General features: G+C 53.9%; 16 protein-coding genes. 1 reads left to right on the plus strand and 15 read right to left on the minus strand.

All coding sequences use genetic code 11. The annotated features are described in order from the left end of the window. Positions 1 to 750: 750 nt before the first annotated feature. The 8 genes from RC74_RS18775 to RC74_RS18810 form a co-directional block, all read right to left on the minus strand. Entirely contained in the window at positions 751 to 2,136 is a 1,386-nt protein-coding gene (locus RC74_RS18775) for an aldehyde dehydrogenase family protein (protein ID WP_039003470.1), read from the minus strand. After that, entirely contained in the window at positions 2,133 to 3,797 is a 1,665-nt protein-coding gene (locus RC74_RS18780) for an acetolactate synthase large subunit (protein WP_039003469.1), read from the minus strand. The genes RC74_RS18775 and RC74_RS18780 overlap by 4 nt, the downstream gene beginning before the upstream one ends. A gap of 62 nt (positions 3,798 to 3,859) precedes the next feature. Then, the gene (locus RC74_RS18785; RefSeq protein ID WP_052274978.1) at positions 3,860 to 5,386 is read right to left on the minus strand and encodes an FMN-binding glutamate synthase family protein; all 1,527 of its coding nucleotides are present in this window, start codon (positions 5,384 to 5,386) and stop codon (positions 3,860 to 3,862) included. A gap of 148 nt (positions 5,387 to 5,534) precedes the next feature. After that, complete coding sequence (locus RC74_RS18790) at positions 5,535 to 5,969, minus strand: DUF6789 family protein (RefSeq protein WP_052274980.1); 435 nt, start codon at positions 5,967 to 5,969, stop codon at positions 5,535 to 5,537. 46 nt (positions 5,970 to 6,015) lie between these two features. Continuing rightward, a complete protein-coding gene (locus tag RC74_RS18795) occupies positions 6,016 to 6,249 on the minus strand; it encodes a zf-HC2 domain-containing protein (protein ID WP_039003467.1) in 234 nt (77 codons plus the stop codon). 101 nt (positions 6,250 to 6,350) lie between these two features. Next, complete coding sequence (locus RC74_RS18800) at positions 6,351 to 6,953, minus strand: RNA polymerase sigma factor (RefSeq protein ID WP_039003466.1); 603 nt, start codon at positions 6,951 to 6,953, stop codon at positions 6,351 to 6,353. A gap of 5 nt (positions 6,954 to 6,958) precedes the next feature. Continuing rightward, a complete protein-coding gene (locus RC74_RS18805) occupies positions 6,959 to 7,237 on the minus strand; it encodes a hypothetical protein (RefSeq protein ID WP_039003465.1) in 279 nt (92 codons plus the stop codon). Further along, entirely contained in the window at positions 7,234 to 7,677 is a 444-nt protein-coding gene (locus RC74_RS18810) for a hypothetical protein (RefSeq protein ID WP_039003464.1), read from the minus strand. Before RC74_RS18810 ends, RC74_RS18805 begins: the two co-directional genes overlap by 4 nt. Positions 7,678 to 7,849: 172 nt before the next feature. Here RC74_RS18810 and RC74_RS18815 point away from each other — a divergent pair, with 172 nt between their 5' ends. After that, a complete protein-coding gene (locus RC74_RS18815) occupies positions 7,850 to 8,629 on the plus strand; it encodes a YiiX/YebB-like N1pC/P60 family cysteine hydrolase (RefSeq protein ID WP_052274977.1) in 780 nt (259 codons plus the stop codon). Positions 8,630 to 9,075: 446 nt separating this feature from the next. Here the strand turns inward: RC74_RS18815 and RC74_RS18825 are convergent, their stop codons facing one another. The 7 genes from RC74_RS18825 to RC74_RS18855 form a co-directional block, all read right to left on the minus strand. Beyond that, a complete protein-coding gene (locus RC74_RS18825) occupies positions 9,076 to 9,351 on the minus strand; it encodes a hypothetical protein (protein WP_039003462.1) in 276 nt (91 codons plus the stop codon). 339 nt (positions 9,352 to 9,690) lie between these two features. Continuing rightward, positions 9,691 to 11,265, minus strand: a complete 1,575-nt coding sequence (locus RC74_RS18830; RefSeq protein WP_052274976.1) for a peptide ABC transporter substrate-binding protein — start codon at positions 11,263 to 11,265, stop codon at positions 9,691 to 9,693. Further along, positions 11,258 to 12,247 (minus strand): ABC transporter ATP-binding protein, encoded by a 990-nt coding sequence (locus tag RC74_RS18835; RefSeq protein ID WP_052274975.1) that lies wholly within the window; start codon positions 12,245 to 12,247, stop codon positions 11,258 to 11,260. The genes RC74_RS18830 and RC74_RS18835 overlap by 8 nt, the downstream gene beginning before the upstream one ends. After that, positions 12,244 to 13,260: an ABC transporter ATP-binding protein gene (locus RC74_RS18840; protein ID WP_039003461.1), complete on the minus strand. Its 1,017-nt coding sequence runs from the start codon at positions 13,258 to 13,260 to the stop codon at positions 12,244 to 12,246. Before RC74_RS18840 ends, RC74_RS18835 begins: the two co-directional genes overlap by 4 nt. Further along, positions 13,257 to 14,429: an ABC transporter permease gene (locus RC74_RS18845; RefSeq protein WP_052274974.1), complete on the minus strand. Its 1,173-nt coding sequence runs from the start codon at positions 14,427 to 14,429 to the stop codon at positions 13,257 to 13,259. The genes RC74_RS18840 and RC74_RS18845 overlap by 4 nt, the downstream gene beginning before the upstream one ends. Next, positions 14,426 to 15,373: an ABC transporter permease gene (locus RC74_RS18850; protein WP_218918096.1), complete on the minus strand. Its 948-nt coding sequence runs from the start codon at positions 15,371 to 15,373 to the stop codon at positions 14,426 to 14,428. Before RC74_RS18850 ends, RC74_RS18845 begins: the two co-directional genes overlap by 4 nt. Beyond that, on the minus strand, positions 15,370 to 15,981 hold the full coding sequence (locus RC74_RS18855) for a helix-turn-helix domain-containing protein (protein ID WP_052274973.1): 612 nt from the start codon (positions 15,979 to 15,981) through the stop codon (positions 15,370 to 15,372). Before RC74_RS18855 ends, RC74_RS18850 begins: the two co-directional genes overlap by 4 nt. Between the last annotated feature and the right edge of the window lie 446 nt (positions 15,982 to 16,427).

Consider the following 16,427-nt stretch of genomic DNA (forward strand, 5'->3'; position numbering starts at 1 on the left):
AAAATTAAACCAAAAAAAGTTTGGGAGGGGTGGGACGAGAATTGAGAAGGGGCCGATTAAACTCGGTTCAGTTGCGTGGGTACCCGCCCAAACTGGACCATCGGAGGGCCCACCTCTACAATATGGGCAATTCCCCCAGACAGAGAATAGTAACCTCTATGCGAAGCCGACATTCACCGCGTTTGCACACGAAATCGACGTCAAATCGGAGGGCGAGCCGCGGCAATGCGGAAAGCGGATTTCATTTCCAAGTGCCGCATCAGACACTGCACTGCAATATCGTGAGCATTCGCCAACGGCAGCTTCTCTAATTGGGTGTTTTGGTCAAGCTCATGTTCCTTCTTTCTTTTGGGTCATTGTCACTCATCGGGGTCATGCTTCTCTTCGCAGTCTGGTTAATGCCGTTTTGGCACCGCTGCACGCATATATCGGATCGGTAGTGAAGAGCCTTGCTTTGAGACGCGCTTCACGTTGCGCAGCGGTCATTTTCGGCTACTTCTATTATCTGGCAGGGCATATTTACATGCAGGCAGCATTGACCGCCCATATCACAAGATGTGCAAAAACAGCTAAGGTCTGGAAGGAGCCCAACCTGTAAATTCGGTATTCTCGCTGCGAGCGCACGCAGTGTCCCGAATGCTGTGTAAGCGAGAATCTTCGTGCCGCATCCCAACGGTGAATCTGCCATTCATGCAAACATCAGCTTGGATAGGAGACGGAATTTGTATGGCGCAAGACTTTGCTATCCGTTCAGACTTTTATGACCGCCATTTTTTCCTGCGTCATGTCGTGCATCGTGTAGCCGATACCGCCTATGCCGTAGCCGGATTGTTTGCGGCCCGCGAACGGCATCCAATCGACGCGAAATGCCGTGTGATCATTTACCATGACCGCAGTTGCGTCCAGCTGTTCTATGGCCTTCATCGCCATGTCGAGGTTGTTGGAATAAATCGATGCCTGAAATGCAAAGGGAAGATCATTGGCTTGCGAAATGGAGTCGTCGATTGTGTCATGCTCGTAAACGCACACGACAGGACCAAAGATTTCCTGTCGCGAGACTTTGATATCCAGAGGTGGGCGCAAAAGAACGGTGGGCGCATAGGTTGTTGCCCCCAGCTTATCGCCTCCCGTCAGGATTTTGGCACCTGCCTGTTTTGCCTCGGCGACCCAATTCGAAACGCGATCTACTTCGTGTGGGCGGATCAGAGGGCCAGCATCCGTTTGTTCGTCTATCGCATTGCCAACACACAGTTTTGACGCCGCATCCGCCAGCAATTGCGCAATATCATCCGCCATTCCCTTTGGCGCCATAACGCGTTGAACCGACACGCAAACCTGCCCCGAGTGATAAAAGCCGCCTTTCACAAGACTTGGGATCATCGCCTCGATATCGGCGCTACTATCAATGATAACGGATGCCGCGCCGCCGTGTTCGAGGGCGCATCGTGTACCGGGAGCCAATTTGGATTTTAGCATCCAGCCGACCTTGGCCGAGCCAATAAAGCTGAAAAAGGCGACACGCGGATCAGTCACCAATTTTTCCGCCGTTGGAATGTCGCAAGGGACAAAGCAGCACCATTCCTCGGGCAGACCTGCTTCATACAGGATATCGACAAATGCCTTGCACGACAGAGGCGTGTCATCCGCTGGTTTGACCAACACCGGGCACCCCGTCGCGATCGCTGGGGCGACTTGGTGCACGATCAGGTTTAACGGGTGATTGAACGCGGAAACGGCGACGACCGGACCAATGGGTTCGCGTTGTGTGAATGCGGTGCGGCCATCACCCGCCTGTGTCAAATTCATCGGGATCTGTTTGCCTGCCAAACCGGCAATTTCCTTGATGCACAGTCCAACGCCATCAATCGCGCGGGTGACTTCGACGCGGGCATCCACGAGCGGCTTGCCACCTTCATTCGCGATCTGGAATGCGAGGTTTTCGAACCGGTCCTGCATGAGAACAGCCGTTTTCCTAAGAATTTCAATCCTGTGATGCGCTGGCAGCCACCCCTTGCGGTTTTTATGCAGTTGGGTGGCCGTGGAGAGATAACTGTCTATCTCATCCCACCCCTTAAGCGGCACGGAACCAATGACATTCAAATCGAACGGGTTCACAACTTCGAGGGTTCTGGTCATATCAGGCAAGCCTTTTCAGCCAGTTCATCGATCAGAACCTTCTGGTTTTCCGAATAGTCGACGGGCAAATCAATCAGATGTACACCGCCCGCTTCAAACGCTTTTTCAAACGTAGGCAAGAGATCATCGGTCGCCGTGATCCGGTGCCCCGTCGCGCCATAGCTTTCGGCGTATTTGACGAAATCGGGGTTTTCGAATTCCAGCCCCCAATCCTCAAAACCTGACGCGGCCTGCTTCCAGCGGATCATCCCGTAGGAACTGTCATTCAGCACCAGTACAACAAGGTTGAGCTTCATGCGGATGGCGGTTTCCAGCTCCTGGCTGTTCATCATGAAGCCACCATCGCCGCAAATTGCCATGACACGGCGGTCAGGGTGGAGCGCCGCCGCCGCCATCGCGGAGGGCAATCCCGCCCCCATCGTGGCGAGAGCGTTGTCCAACAGGACAGTATTGGGTTCATAGGCTTTATAGTTGCGCGCGTACCAAATTTTGTAGATTCCGTTATCCAGCGCGATGATATCCTTGTCGCCCATCGCCTTTCGGGTGTCCGCGACAAAGCGCTGCGGCGTGACCGGAAAACGTGCATCGTCGATGCCTTCAGCAAGGTGACCTTCAATCTCGGCGTGAACTTTTTCAAAATAGGACGTGTCGCACTTCACACGGCCATCCAGCGCTGTTTTCAGTTTTGTCACGGATGCGGCCAAATCGCCGACCACTTCGATCTGCGGAAAATAGACCTGATCAACCTGCGCGGATTTGTAATTGACGTGGATAACCTTTTTGCCTCCGGCCTCCATGAAAAACGGGGGCTTTTCGACCACATCATGGCCAAAATTGATAATCAGGTCAGCCCGATTAATGGCGCAATGCACGTAGTCGTTGTCGGACAAGGCAGCCGTGCCAAGGAACAATTCGGAACGTTCGTCGACCACGCCTTTGCCCATTTGCGTGCAAAAGAACGGAATGCCGGTCGCGTCGATAAACTCAGAAATCGCACTGCGCGCATTTTTGCGATTGGCCCCGGCACCTACCAGGATCAACGGCATCTTTGCCTTCATGATAAGGTCCACGGCATCCGAAATTGCGACGTCGCCAGCTTCGGCGTAGTGACGTGCGTGCGGTTCAATCACAGGGGCATCGCAAGGTTCTTCGGCGATGTCTTCGGGTAGTTCCAACAACACCGCACCGGGGCGTTCCTCGCTTGCCAGCCGGAATGCTTCGCGGACCAATGACGGGATCGTGTTGCCGTGCACAATCTGTTTGGACATTTTGCAGATCGGGTTGAACAGATTGACGATATCGATAATCTGGAACTGGCCTTGTTTGGATGTCTTGATCGGCTTTTGCCCCGTAATCATGATCAATGGGAAACCGCCCAAATGGGCGTAGGCAGCGGGCGTGGTTAAATTGGTCGCCCCCGGTCCCAGCGTTACCATGCAGACGCCCGGTTTGCCGGTCAGCCGCCCGTATGTCGCGGCCATAAATCCAGCGCCTTGTTCATGACGTGTCAGGATCAGTTTAATGCTTGAGGTCCGCAAGGATTCCACCAAATCAAGGTTTTCCTCGCCCGGCACAGCAAAGATTTGCTCAACACCTTCGGCTTCCAACGCTTTTACAAATAGATCGGAGGCTTTGATTGTTTGGGCTTTGGGATCAATCATGGGTGTGTCGTCCTTTATTGTGTCGTACATCATAAAGCGAGAGGGCAAACTGGGATCGCCCGCTACGCTGCGGTTTCGGGCCGGTACTCCGGTAGAACTTCCTTTTGCGGAAAGCGTTCTTCCATCTGAATTGATGTGCCATCCGGTATGACGATCCGCACATGTTTGCGTTTAAGCAGCCGGGGCCGCCCGACACCGCATGAGTGGGCGATGACCTCGACCTCGTGGGTAAGGTTCTTGCAAAAATTAGCGACTTTGATGGATTTTTCCTCCGGATTCAGCCCCTTTTGCAACCGCTTGTTTGTTGTCGTAATTCCTGTCGGGCAGGTATTCTTGTTGCACTTAAGTGACTGGATGCACCCCAGCGAGAACATGAAACCGCGTGCGGAATTAATGAAATCAGCGCCCACGGCGAGGGCCCAAGCGACTTCGGACGGCGTTACCAATTTGCCGGATGCGATGACCTTAATTCGGTCGCGCAGGCCGTATTCTGTCAGGATATCCACAACCAGCGGCAGGGACTCTTTGATGACCAAACCGACGTTATCCATCAACGGCATCGGTGCCGCCCCCGTTCCGCCGTCACCACTATCGATCGTCACAAAATCAGGTGCAGATGCGATACCGCGACCTTGGATTTCTTTGGCCAGTTCAGTCAACCAACTGTAGCTCCCCACGACCGCCTTGAAACCAACTGGTTTTCCGGTGACATCGCGAATGTGGTTGATCATATCAAGCATGGAACCCGCGTCGTTGATCTCGGGGTGACGGTTCGGGGAAATTGAATCCTCGCCTTCTGGTATCCCCCTAATGGCTGCGATTTCTGCATTCACCTTAATGCCCGGCAGGATACCGCCCTTTCCGGGTTTCGCGCCTTGGCTCATCTTCAATTCGAACATCTTGACCTGATCGTGTGCCGCAATCTCGCGCAGTTTGTCGTCGGACAAATTTCCGTCTTCGTCACGCACACCGTATTTCGCAGTGCCAATCTGGAAGATGATGTCTGCGCCGCCTTCAAGATGATAGGAGGACAGCCCGCCCTCGCCGGTATTCATCCAGCATCCGGCCAGTTTCGCCCCTGCTGACAGGGCTCTGACAGCAGGGGTGGAAAGCGCTCCATAACTCATCGCAGAGATGTTAAAGAATGACTGTGCATCATAGGGTTTGGGACAACCCGATCCAATCCGTAAGGGCTGCACCTCGACCGCGTCGTCGTCCAATGTGGGATAAGGACAGTTCACAAAAATTGGCGTTCCCGGGGCCGTCAGGACCATACTTGATCCGAACGCGACCGTGTTGTCCTTACCTTTGGAAGCACGACCGATCCAGTCGCGTTCAGCGCGGTTGAACGGCATCTCTTCGCGGTCCATTGCAAAGAAGTACTGGCGAAAGAATTCGCCCAGCGTCGTAAATAGCGATCTGAAGCGGCCCAAAACGGGGTAATTGCGGCGCACAGCGTCTTTTGATTGCGAGATGTCGATGACGAACATTGTGACGACGACTAAAACGCCAATTCCGATCACGAAGATGAAAGCCGTGGCAAAGAGGGTTAGATTGGTTGAAATAAAGTTGTCGAAGTAGGATCGCATTGGATCACCCCTCACGGATTTTCTGGTTTTTGGAATCGGCAGACCACGGGTTAAACGCGCCGTATTGCGCTAAGTTCGTGAATGTTGGACATGCTTTTAGCATTCTACACGGCTGCCCGCGCCACCAAGTAGACGCGGGCATGTCTCGTTAGTGTGCCAGTTCAGCCTGTGTGCGGTTGGCAAAAACAGCGCCAAGAACTGCGCCAAAGATGATGTGCAACACCAGCGTCATAACGGGCGCCATCATGCCGAGACCCAGACCAAACAAGCCTGCGCCAGCCATCGGCATAATCACGATCATCATGCCGAGCCAATCGGCAATCCCGAACACAATGCCCTTCTGAACGGCGCTGCGACCTGGGATCATGTCATACAGAACCGCGAAACCACCGCCCCATGCGATCGTGCCGATCATGAAGTGTGCGATCCAGCCCACGATTACGGGTGCGCCAATCATTCCGGCCAGCATCGCCGCCACGTCAAGTTCGGGCATTACGCCCATCACACCCTTCATCACCATCAGCACCGACAGGACAGCCGTTGCGATGAAACCTGCCAAAAAGCCGCTTTTGAGATTTGTCATTTTCTTAATCCTTTGTTTGCGCCGCAGGGTCATCTTGACCACTGGGCTATTTTTCTTCTTCAAACGCGGCAAGGATGCTGTCGATATTGGCTGTGTCGTGCACGGTCTTACGACGTTCTTCAGCGGTGATCAGACGGCGCGTCAAACGCATCTGGTTCACAAACCGGTTGCAGCCGCCACACATCATTACATGCAGGCGAACCTGCATTCTTTTCCCAAACGGCATTTCCTTATCCAGAAACGCATCCGCTTGTTCTGTTAGTTCGCGGCAACTCAGCATTTTTTCATTCCTTGTCGAGCCTTATGATAAGAAGACAAACCAGCTCTAAGTACGTTACAGATTATTTTGATTTAATTTCGTTTTCGCAAATTGACGGGGCATTAAGTTACGACAACGTCAATCGCGTCTCGTACCGCGCGACGTGCACGGTGCAATAAAATTCGCATATTTCCTTCGGTAATCTCAAGGATTTCGCACACCTCTTGCGCTTCAAGTTCTTGCTGCCCGCGCAAAACCAACACCGCGCGTTGGGCCGGTGGCAAGTCTTCGATAGCTTGCACGACGTGATCCATAATCTGGCGTCCGGCAACGACACGTTCGGGCGTAATTTCGTCCCACAGCTCGGGCAGATTCTTCCAATTTCCGCGTACGTCAAATGCGTCGTCGGCGTCATTTCCCTGCTCCGACATATCAAGCGCAACACTGCGGCCGTCGCGTTTCACACGGGTTTTTGCCCGGTTCGACAGGATGGTGAAAATCCACCCCGCGAGCGATGATCGTCCCTCGAAACTGCTGATATTGCGCAACACCGCGATCCATGTCTCGTGTGCCACCTCTTCACCCGACGCATGGTTGCGTAAAATCGCCGATGCAACCCGCACCATGGAAGTGTTGTGGCGTTGATAAAGCGTTTCAAACGCACCACGCTCGCCCGCCACAAGGCCTTTAATAAGTTCAGTGTCACTTTCGACATGGGTGATCATTCTTGTCATTCCCTTGAAGGTCGACCGAGTGGATTGAAGTCAAGAAAATACACTATTATGGGCACAGGTGAAATCGCCAGTGCCCAGGCCAAAACGGTCGATCGCGGCGCATAAAGACCGCTAAAGCCGGCGATCAGTGCAAGCCCGCCACCATCGCCAATGACCGCGTTTCCTGGAAGGTTCAACAGTAGCACGAGCGAAACGTATCGGTAGTGGATCACAGTGGACGGCATCCATTTCGGCAAGTTTTGATGCACCAGTTGCAGCTGATCTTCACCGCTCATGGGCGTAATTTTTCAATAAGATCGCTAATTCTGGTTAGCCGTAGATCAATCTCCACCTGCATAAACACGACGCAATCGACGGTCCGTTCCACAAAATAGGCCAGCGACAGACCTGCAAGTGTTCCGAGATAAACAAAAGGCGCCGCAGTGCCGCCTTCAAGCATCATCAGATAAATACCATTCTCCACTCCGGGCACGAAATGAATGGCCATCAGCAAAACATAAACCAGCAAAAGCATGCCAAATACACCAATGCGCACTCTTGCTGCATTTTCCAGCCAATCGACACGCACCATCATCCAGTTGACGGCAAGGTGGGTAACCCAGACCGCATAAGCAGAATAAACAACCAGACGAATATTCGGATAACTTGAGGTCAACCGCTTTGGCATTTTTTGTAATCCACGCTGTTGTAGAGGCTCTTGGCAGAAATTTGGCATTCTGAACTCCTATAAAGTATACTTAGCACCAATTGACGTGTTTGTGTCAGTGTTTGTCCTGCCAATGCGCATTGCTTGGATTGCGCGAGAAAAGTGGATCAAAAACTTCCGGCAGTCTGTAACAAGACAGCGTGGCGTTGGTCCTATGTATACCGACCGACGGAGGTGAAGGATGGCTACGAGCTTAAAAGCAGCTTGCGACAACAAGTTGCAGAACATCGGGCGGCGTCTTGCGCGCAAACTGAACGCACCGACCGCCGGTTACAAACCCTACGCGATCTCCGATTTCGAAGTCGTCTGCCAAACCATGCAGGTCGGTGATGTGCTTTTGGTGGAGGGGAGAGAGCGAGTGTCAGGCGCGATCAAGTACCTGACCCAATCGACGTGGTCACATGCAGCCCTTTATGTCGGAAATCGGGCACGAAAAATAGCGAACGACGGCGAACAGCTCTGCCTTGTCGAGGTTGATTTGCATGAAGGCTGTATCAGCGTGCCGCTTTCAAAGTATGCCAATTACAATACCCGTATTTGCCGCCCCATTGGGTTAGATACCGCCGAACGTGAAAAGGTCGCGCAGTACATGTTGGACAACATTGGGTTAAAATATGACCTACGCAATATCTTCGATTTGTTCCGTTATTTCTTTCCGACGCCCCCAGTCCCAGTGCGTTGGCGACGACGGATGCTTTCTCTCGGCTCGGGCGATCCCACACGCGCGATTTGCTCGTCACTCATTGCGCGGTCGTTTCAATCCGTGAAATATCCGATCTTGCCCGACGTCACCGAGCTGAAACAAATTACAGGCAGCGAGTTCGCAAGGCGTGAAATCTATCACATCCGGCACCACTCGCTCTTTGCACCGCGGGATTTTGATCTGTCGCCATGGTTTCAGATTATAAAACCCGGGCTGGATGACAACTTTGATCGAACAAAGATTACTTGGGAAACGTAGAGTGTGTAAGCACCTCGAAATCCGATCTACCGTGAAACACACTAATGGAAATCGTTTATTCATTTCGGCGCGAAAGTAGAAATACTTGGCCCGAAAAGTTGTGGATGTATTGCTTATTTCTGCCTATTTTTTTTGAGTTCCTTTTATGCAAGGTGAGGCTTCCAAAAAGCACTTTTTCTTCTGCATTTGAGGATATTTTCAGGCAGGTGCGCAGTCTCTGCCACTGGCGATTTTCGCGCATCAGGCACCGTGGTGAAGCTCGCGCATTTTGGCGGTGCGAGCAGAAGCTGCTCGTCTTGCCACAACCAGACCTCAAGTGGCCGATAGCGGCGTAGCCGCGGCCCAAGACTCAGCTGCGTAAAAGGGAGTTTGACGCGGCCCTGCCTGACGGATTTCGCCAGCGTGTCAGGTGATTTCCCGAGGACGTTGACCAACTGCGCAAACGACTACAGAGGCGTTTTGAGAGCTTCCTCGAGAATCTCAACCTCGGCAAGCACCGTAGACCCACTTGCAATCAGGGTCGCATGGTGGCTTTTGAGCCAAACCCCTTCGGTCTTGTGCTCTCTCCGCCAGATTTTGCGCCATGGGTATCGCCCCGCAATCGCTTCAAGGCCAATGCTTGCCGCGATTCTGCCGACTGATGTCGCATCCACGTTCAGGTGTCGGGCGAGTTCAGCCTTGGTGATGCTTTGTTGATTTGATCGTTCTGGTGAGTGAGACATTTTACCTCCTGTTTTTTACAAGAGGGAGATGGGTCTGGCGCAAAGAATTAAAAATAAAATGGTTTGATAGCCTTGCTCATCTGAATGTTGGCAAGCAACCGGGACAGAGTAATCATTGTTACGGCACCCGTGTTCTTGCCCATTTTAGTTTCAAAAAATAGCTTATCGAGCGCTGGCAGATATGAGATTCCGTTATCTGCAGCAGAGCGTAGCTACCTCAGAATTTTTCACTTCGACACCTCATAACAAGTCCTGCTGGGGGATACGGGTGATCAACTCTATGACTATTCGTGACCTAAGATGTGTCTGCGGACACCTTGGTGCCCGCAGACACAAGCGCTACTCGGAAAGTGTCACGTCGCGGAAGTATGGGACGTTCAGCGACGAACGCCAGAACCCGTCGACGTTCGGCGACATCATCATGTAGTTATAGCGATGATACATGGGGAGGATGATATGGTCGTTCATTAGAATACCTTCGGCTTCGCGCATTGCGGCAAGGCTTTCGGCCTCGTCAGCAGTGGATTTCGCCGCGTCCACAGCACTGGCAAACTTCTCGCTCTGCCATGCGGCAAGATTGTTCGGGCTGTCGGGCAGGAACACGTCAAGGAAGGTCATCGGGTGTGGGTAATCCGCGCCCCACCCCATCTGTGCAATCTGGAATTCCACCTGCTGTACTTCAGGATAATACACCTGCCATTCGGTCGCGCGAATTTGCACGTCGATGTTCAGGTTTTCCTTCCACATCTGCTGGATCGCTTCGAGAAGCTTCTCGATCGGCGGTGACGTGTAGGTGACGAACACAGTTTCGGGGAAACCTTCGCCGTTGGGATAACCCGCTTCAGCCAGCAAGGCCGCTGCGGCTTCTGGCTGGGCATCAGTATCCAGACCATAAGCATCAACACCATCGCGGAAATCTTCGCCGTTCAGCGTCAAACCGTACGGCACAAGACCAATAGCCGGCAGGTCAGCAGATTGCAGAACGAAATCGACGATGTCCTGACGGTCAATCGCCATGGACAGCGCTTGCCGTACTCGCACGTCATCCAGCGGTACCTGTGCTGGGTTGAAGAAGGCGTAGGTTGTTCCAAGCGCTGGCACAATCATGAAGGCATCGCTTTCGGCCATCAAGCGCGGAATTTCAGGGGCGGGAACGGCTTCGATCCCGTCAACCTGCCCGGATTCCATCGCGGTCAAAGCGGTGGCCTGATCAGGGATTAGGCGGAACGTCAACGTGTCTAAAGACACGTCACCAGCCTCGAAGTATTCGTCATTCTTGGCAAAAACCACGGATTCACCAAAGTTGAATTCGGTCACTTTGAACGGACCATTGCCAATAAATGTCTCAGGGGTGCGGGTCCAACCTTCGGGGTTGGCCTCAACCACGTCCTGCCGCACAGGGAACCAGTTGGTATAGGTCAACAGTTGCATCATGTAAGGAATACGGTTGGCAAGCGTGAACGTGAGCGTTTTATCGTCTGTCGCAGAGATTGCCACAGCCCCCTCACCGCCAGCGGCATAATGTGCCTCGGCCCCGTCAATCAGATAGAACATGGCAGGATTTTTCGCGCCCGCAGCAGGGTCAAGCACCCGCATCCATGCATACACGAAATCCTGTGCCGTGACGGGCTGACCGTCCGACCAGTTAGCGTCGCGCAACTTGAACGTATAGGTTAGCCCGTCGTCAGAGACCTCCCAACTATCGGCCATCGCACCTTCAATTTCACCACCTTCTGTGAAGCGAACAAGACCTTCGAAGGTATTACCAATGATCGGCGCAGCAAAGGTTTCCGACGTCAGGCCGGGGTCATATGTGGCGGATTCATTGTTGACCACATAGGTCAGGTCACCTGCGGCAAAGGCAGGTGACACAAGCAGCGTCGCAAGGGCTGTGGACATGAAAAGATTACGCATTTTCTCGCTCCTGTTGGGGGTTAGACGTGCTGCTATGCAGCGGGTGGTGGCAGGCGACGGCGTGGCCGTCCGCCTGAGTAATGAGGCTCGGTTCAGTTTGCGCGCAGAGTTCGGTCGCTTGAGGACACCGAGTGCGAAAGCGGCAGCCAGTCGGCAGGTCCAGAGGGCTGGGCACCTCGCCTGTTTCAAACGGATCATCGCGGCGCGCAGCAGGGTCTGGCACAGGGATCGCGGACCACAACAACTCTGTATAGGGGTGGCGCGGCGCAGTGTGCAGCGCTTCTGACGGGGCGATCTCGACAAGTTTGCCAAGATACATCACGCCGATCCGGTCGGCGATATGGCGCAGCATCGACAGATCGTGAGTGATAAACAGATAGGCCAGCCCAGTGTCCCGCTTCAAGTCCGACAGCATGTTGACAATTTGCGCCTGTATCGACACGTCCAGCGCGCTGATCGGTTCATCACAAATCACAAGATCTGGCTCCAGAGCAATGGCACGTGCAATCCCGACCCGCTGGCGTTGACCGCCGGAAAAAGAATGGGGAAACCGGTCCGAAGCCTCCGCACCAAGGCCCACAGCGTCGAGTAATTGCGCAACACGCTCTCGCCGCGTCGCTGCAGAGCCTATTCCCATTATTTCAAGAGGTTCGGCCACCAGTTCTCCCGCTGTCATCCGGCCATTTAACGCGGCTACAGGATCTTGAAAAATCATCTGGACCTTTTTGCGATGGGGTTTGAGAGCCTTCACACTCAACTTCGTAATATCGACGCCGTCCAGCACCACCCGTCCCCCCGTCGGGCGATAAAGCCGGATCAGGGCACGGGCGAGTGTGGATTTGCCGCAGCCGCTCTCTCCGACCAACCCCAAGGTCTCGCCGTGGTGGATCGTCAGGCTGACACCATCCACCGCTTTCAACGGTCCATGCTGGGTCGAGAAATGCATTTCCAGATTATCGAGTTCAAGCAACGGCAGGGTCATGACGAGGGCTCCAAAAGAAAGGCGGGCGCAGCGGCATCCGCACGCCAGCATCGGGCGCGTTGACCTTCCCGCAGCCTTGAATTGTCGTGCACGCCAAAAATCGGTGGCGGGGTCTGACAAATCCGCATCGCCTGAGGACAGCGCGGCGCAAACGGGCAGCCAGGGGGCGGCATACGCATGTCCGGCGGGCTGCCGCGCACAGGTGACAACGGTCGCCCCGCCTCTCTGGGATCAGGGATAGCGGCCAAGAGCCCTTGAGTGTAGGGATGTTGCGGTGCCGCAAACAGATCGACGACACACGCCTCTTCCATCACCTGCCCGCCGTAAAGCACCATCACGCGATCAGCGGTTTCGGCAATCACGCCAAGGTCGTGGGTCACAAGGATAATCGCCATCCCCAGCCTTTCCCGTAGTTCTTTCAACAGCGCCAAAATCTGCCGCTGGATCGTCACATCCAGCGCGGTAGTGGGCTCGTCGGCGATTAGGATGTCGGGGTCACAAGCCAAAGCGATGGCGATCATCACCCGCTGACGCATACCGCCAGAGAATTCGTGCGGATAGCTGTCGATGCGGGTGCCGGCAGATGGGATACGCACCAGTTTGAATAGTTCAATCGCGCGATCCCGGGCTGCTTTTTTGCTTATTTTGCGGTGCTGCAACAGCACCTCAACGATCTGACGACCAACGGTCATGGTCGGGTTCAGCGCCGACATCGGATCTTGAAATATGACGCCGATCTTTTCGCCGCGCACAGCTTCCAACTGCCGCTCGGACAATTGCAAAAGGTCACGCCCGTCAAATTCCGCTACACCTGATGTGATATGCCCGCCGCGTTTCAATAGTTTTAGAATACTCATGCAGGTGACAGATTTACCAGACCCGCTTTCACCAACGAGCCCAAGGATTTCCCCGCGCTGTAAGATCAGATCGACACCGCGTACCGCCTGAACCGTGCCACGGTCAGTGCGGTACTCGGTACGTAAATCACGCAGGGACAACACCGGCGCGCTCACGATGACAACCTCGGATCCAAAGCATCGCGCAGCCCGTCACCCAGAAAATTGAATGCCAACATTGTCAGGCTGATCGCCATGGCCGGAAAGAACAACTGATATGGATAGGCCCGCAGGGTTTCAACGGCCTCAGATGTAAGCGTCCCCCAACTTGCCTGCGGGGGTGTTACGCCAAGACCAATGAAGCTCATAAAGCTTTCGATAAAAATTGCCGATGGGATCAACATGGTCAACGTCACAAGGATCGGGCCAAATGCATTCGGCAACAAATGCTTAAAGAGTATGCGTGAGGTCGGAGCCCCCATGGTCCGTGCCGCGGCCACATAGTCCTGGCTTTTCAAGGTTAGAATTTGTCCGCGCACAACCCGGGCCATATCAACCCAGTAGACCGTGCCAATGGCCAGCACGACGGACATCAACCCAGACTGTAAAACCACCATCATCAGGATTACGTAAAGCGTCAACGGGATAGTCGCGACAACTTCAACAAAGCGCATCATCACGGCATCGACACGCCCGCCAATCAAGCCTGAAATGCCGCCATAAATCATGCCGATCACAAAGTTCGCGAACACTGCAGCGGCGGCAACCAGCAGTGAGATCCGCGCGCCATACAACTGTCGTACCAAAACATCACGCCCGAGTTGATCGGTCCCAAAGGGATTACGTGTGTTCAATGCCAACCCGCCAGCCTGTGCTACCTCACCGTCTATCATAAGGACGGCGGGTCGCTGATTGTAATCCAGAACCACTTCTTGCCCCGCAATCACCCAGTTGCTTTGGCGTTTCATCATGTCCCGTCCGTCCGGACGCAATAGCGCAGTCAGTCCCCCCTCTTCGCTCACAGCATAGAGATTTAGATTGCTGGTATTCACATACACCAACGAGCCCTCGGCTATAGTATAGGGGCGATAGACTGGTGGTAGGTTTGATAGTTCAAGTTTCTGTTCGAAATAGCTGTAGGGCGACAACATCGGGCCAAAGAACGCCGCTACGATTAGGAGCACGATGAAAACCAACCCTGCCATCGCAGGGCGATGCCGAAACAGACGCCCTCGCACACCAGCCCAGAACCCGCGGGGGGTCGTGGACGTAATAAGGTTTCCCGAGCCTCCAGTCTTGGGATCAAGGGGCAGCCACATATCAGGGGTAATCACTGGTCGGGTCATTTGCTATCCCCATATGAAATACGCGGATCAAGCAAAAGATAAAGAAGATCAACTATAAGGATCATCAACATCAGAAAGGCGGCATAAAAGATCGTAATGCCCATAATCGCCGTGTAATCACGGTTTGTGATGGATTGCACAAAATGCCGCCCGATGCCCGGTAGCGCAAAAATTTGTTCGATCACGAAACTGCCAGTCAGTAGGTTGGCCACGACAGGCCCGAGCACCGTCACCACTGGGATCAGCGAATTACGCAGCCCATGGCGCAACATCACCTTGTGTGCCGGTATACCTTTGGCGCGCGCAGTCATGATGTAATCCTGTTCCATCGTTTCGAGTAGGCTGGAGCGGGTCAAACGCGCCACAAAGGACATCCAGAACCCAGACAATGCGAATACTGGAAGGATATAACCGCGCCAGTCATCAAGCCCGAACGCCGGGGTCCAGCCAAGCCGAAGCGCAAAGATGTAAAGCGCAACCGTGGCAATCACATAAGATGGCACAGCAATGCCAAGGCTTGCCACAAACATCGCCGCAGTATCCGGCCAGCGTCCCCGATTAAGGGCTGCGACAATCCCCGCGGGAATACCAAAGGCCACGACACAAATGATCGCCAGCATCCCCGTCTGTGCCGTAACTGCCAGACCATCAGCGATCATGCTGTTCACGCTCACGCCTGGGTATTTGAACGACGGTCCAAGATCCAAGGTCAGAACACCGCCCAGATAGTTCAGATATTGCCGCCAGACCGGCTGATCGAGGCCGAATTTGGCGTTCAAAGCGGCTTCGATCTCCGGTGCGAGCATCTTTTCGGACACGAAAGGTCCTCCCGGCACCGCGTGCATCAACGCGAAGGTCAGCGTAATCACCGCCAACAACGTCACGACCATCATCGCGATCCGTTGCACCAGCCAGCTAAGAGGAAGTCGGGCAGCGTTCGTCACGATTGTTGCTCCGCCGTAATGTCAGGCCGACTCTGAAATTTTGGACCGTTGCCCAGCCAGAACAACACAGTCTCCTGCAAGTCGGGATTACGGGCTTGATGCCGAAGGTCCGATCTGAAATGAAGCGTATCACCAACGCCAAGATCATAGTCTTGCCCGTCGACGTCAAACAGCACGCGCCCGGACCGGACTTCAACAAATTCCTCGCCGAAATGCTGATCGGTTTCCGTGGTGAACCCGGCAGGCAGCGTGATCAGAAAGGCGGAAAAAGACGCGCCGACAAATTCACCATGCAGGCGCTCATAGGTCATGCCTCCTTCGCGCACCCAGATTGTGTCGCGATCCTTGGCTCTGGTAATCAGGCCGCGGGCGTTCGGGATTGGTATAAAATGGCCCAGTTCAACGGACAAAGCTGCGGCAAGCTTACTCAGGGACCCCAATGACGGGGTCGCTATGTCCCGTTCGATTTGGCTCAGATACCCAATGGACAAATTTGAGCGGGAGCTAAGTTCTTGCAGCGTATAGTCGCGAGATCGCCGCGCCGCTCGCAACAATGCACCCACCGCAGGACGTTCCGGCTCAATCTGAATGCTGGGATCATTGGGCACTTGGCTGACTTTCGATTTTGTTCTCCACCAGCCTATCTAAAAAATTTAGATCATGGCAATATTTTATTTACAAAATATGAAATTTGGTCTGCTGGCACCACTGAACGATTAATTTCGACGCGACAAAGCCCCCAGCCGTGAACCCAATTGGTGAAGACTGGCATTCCAGCCGCAACAACAGTCGCGCCAGCAATTCATGTAGTGCCTGCGCTCCAACACGATGGCGGCCAGAAACTTGATGAAGTATTGTCGCAGCTTGAGGTCAAAGCAAAGGAACAGCGTTTCTGAGCTTCGGAGCTGTTTCTCGGGCGCTATAGACATTCTGCGCCGGACAATCTGAATCGACTCCGCGCCAAGCATTCTGCACTCGATATAACTTTCCAAACGATCCATTCGTCCGAGGGCCTCAGTGCAGATCACGCCGTTCTTCTTCAGCCAATCGTGGA

It is taken from the genome of Falsihalocynthiibacter arcticus, assembly GCF_000812665.2.
GTDB classification, from domain to species: domain Bacteria; phylum Pseudomonadota; class Alphaproteobacteria; order Rhodobacterales; family Rhodobacteraceae; genus Falsihalocynthiibacter; species Falsihalocynthiibacter arcticus.

Excerpts from the sequence above, each read along its gene's own strand:
- RC74_RS18830 (WP_052274976.1), bottom strand. The coding sequence starts at position 11,265 with ATGCGTAATCTTTTCATGTCCACAGCCCTTGCGACGCTGCTTGTGTCA.
- RC74_RS18780 (WP_039003469.1), bottom strand. The coding sequence starts at position 3,797 with ATGATTGATCCCAAAGCCCAAACAATCAAAGCCTCCGATCTATTTGTA.
- RC74_RS18825 (WP_039003462.1), bottom strand. The coding sequence starts at position 9,351 with ATGTCTCACTCACCAGAACGATCAAATCAACAAAGCATCACCAAGGCT.
- RC74_RS18835 (WP_052274975.1), bottom strand. The coding sequence starts at position 12,247 with ATGACCCTGCCGTTGCTTGAACTCGATAATCTGGAAATGCATTTCTCG.
- RC74_RS18845 (WP_052274974.1), bottom strand. The coding sequence starts at position 14,429 with ATGACCCGACCAGTGATTACCCCTGATATGTGGCTGCCCCTTGATCCC.
- RC74_RS18815 (WP_052274977.1), top strand. The coding sequence starts at position 7,850 with ATGGCTACGAGCTTAAAAGCAGCTTGCGACAACAAGTTGCAGAACATC.
- RC74_RS18795 (WP_039003467.1), bottom strand. The coding sequence starts at position 6,249 with ATGCTGAGTTGCCGCGAACTAACAGAACAAGCGGATGCGTTTCTGGAT.
- RC74_RS18790 (WP_052274980.1), bottom strand. The coding sequence starts at position 5,969 with ATGACAAATCTCAAAAGCGGCTTTTTGGCAGGTTTCATCGCAACGGCT.
- RC74_RS18775 (WP_039003470.1), bottom strand. The coding sequence starts at position 2,136 with ATGACCAGAACCCTCGAAGTTGTGAACCCGTTCGATTTGAATGTCATT.
- RC74_RS18785 (WP_052274978.1), bottom strand. The coding sequence starts at position 5,386 with ATGCGATCCTACTTCGACAACTTTATTTCAACCAATCTAACCCTCTTT.
- RC74_RS18800 (WP_039003466.1), bottom strand. The coding sequence starts at position 6,953 with ATGATCACCCATGTCGAAAGTGACACTGAACTTATTAAAGGCCTTGTG.
- RC74_RS18805 (WP_039003465.1), bottom strand. The coding sequence starts at position 7,237 with ATGAGCGGTGAAGATCAGCTGCAACTGGTGCATCAAAACTTGCCGAAA.
- RC74_RS18810 (WP_039003464.1), bottom strand. The coding sequence starts at position 7,677 with ATGCCAAATTTCTGCCAAGAGCCTCTACAACAGCGTGGATTACAAAAA.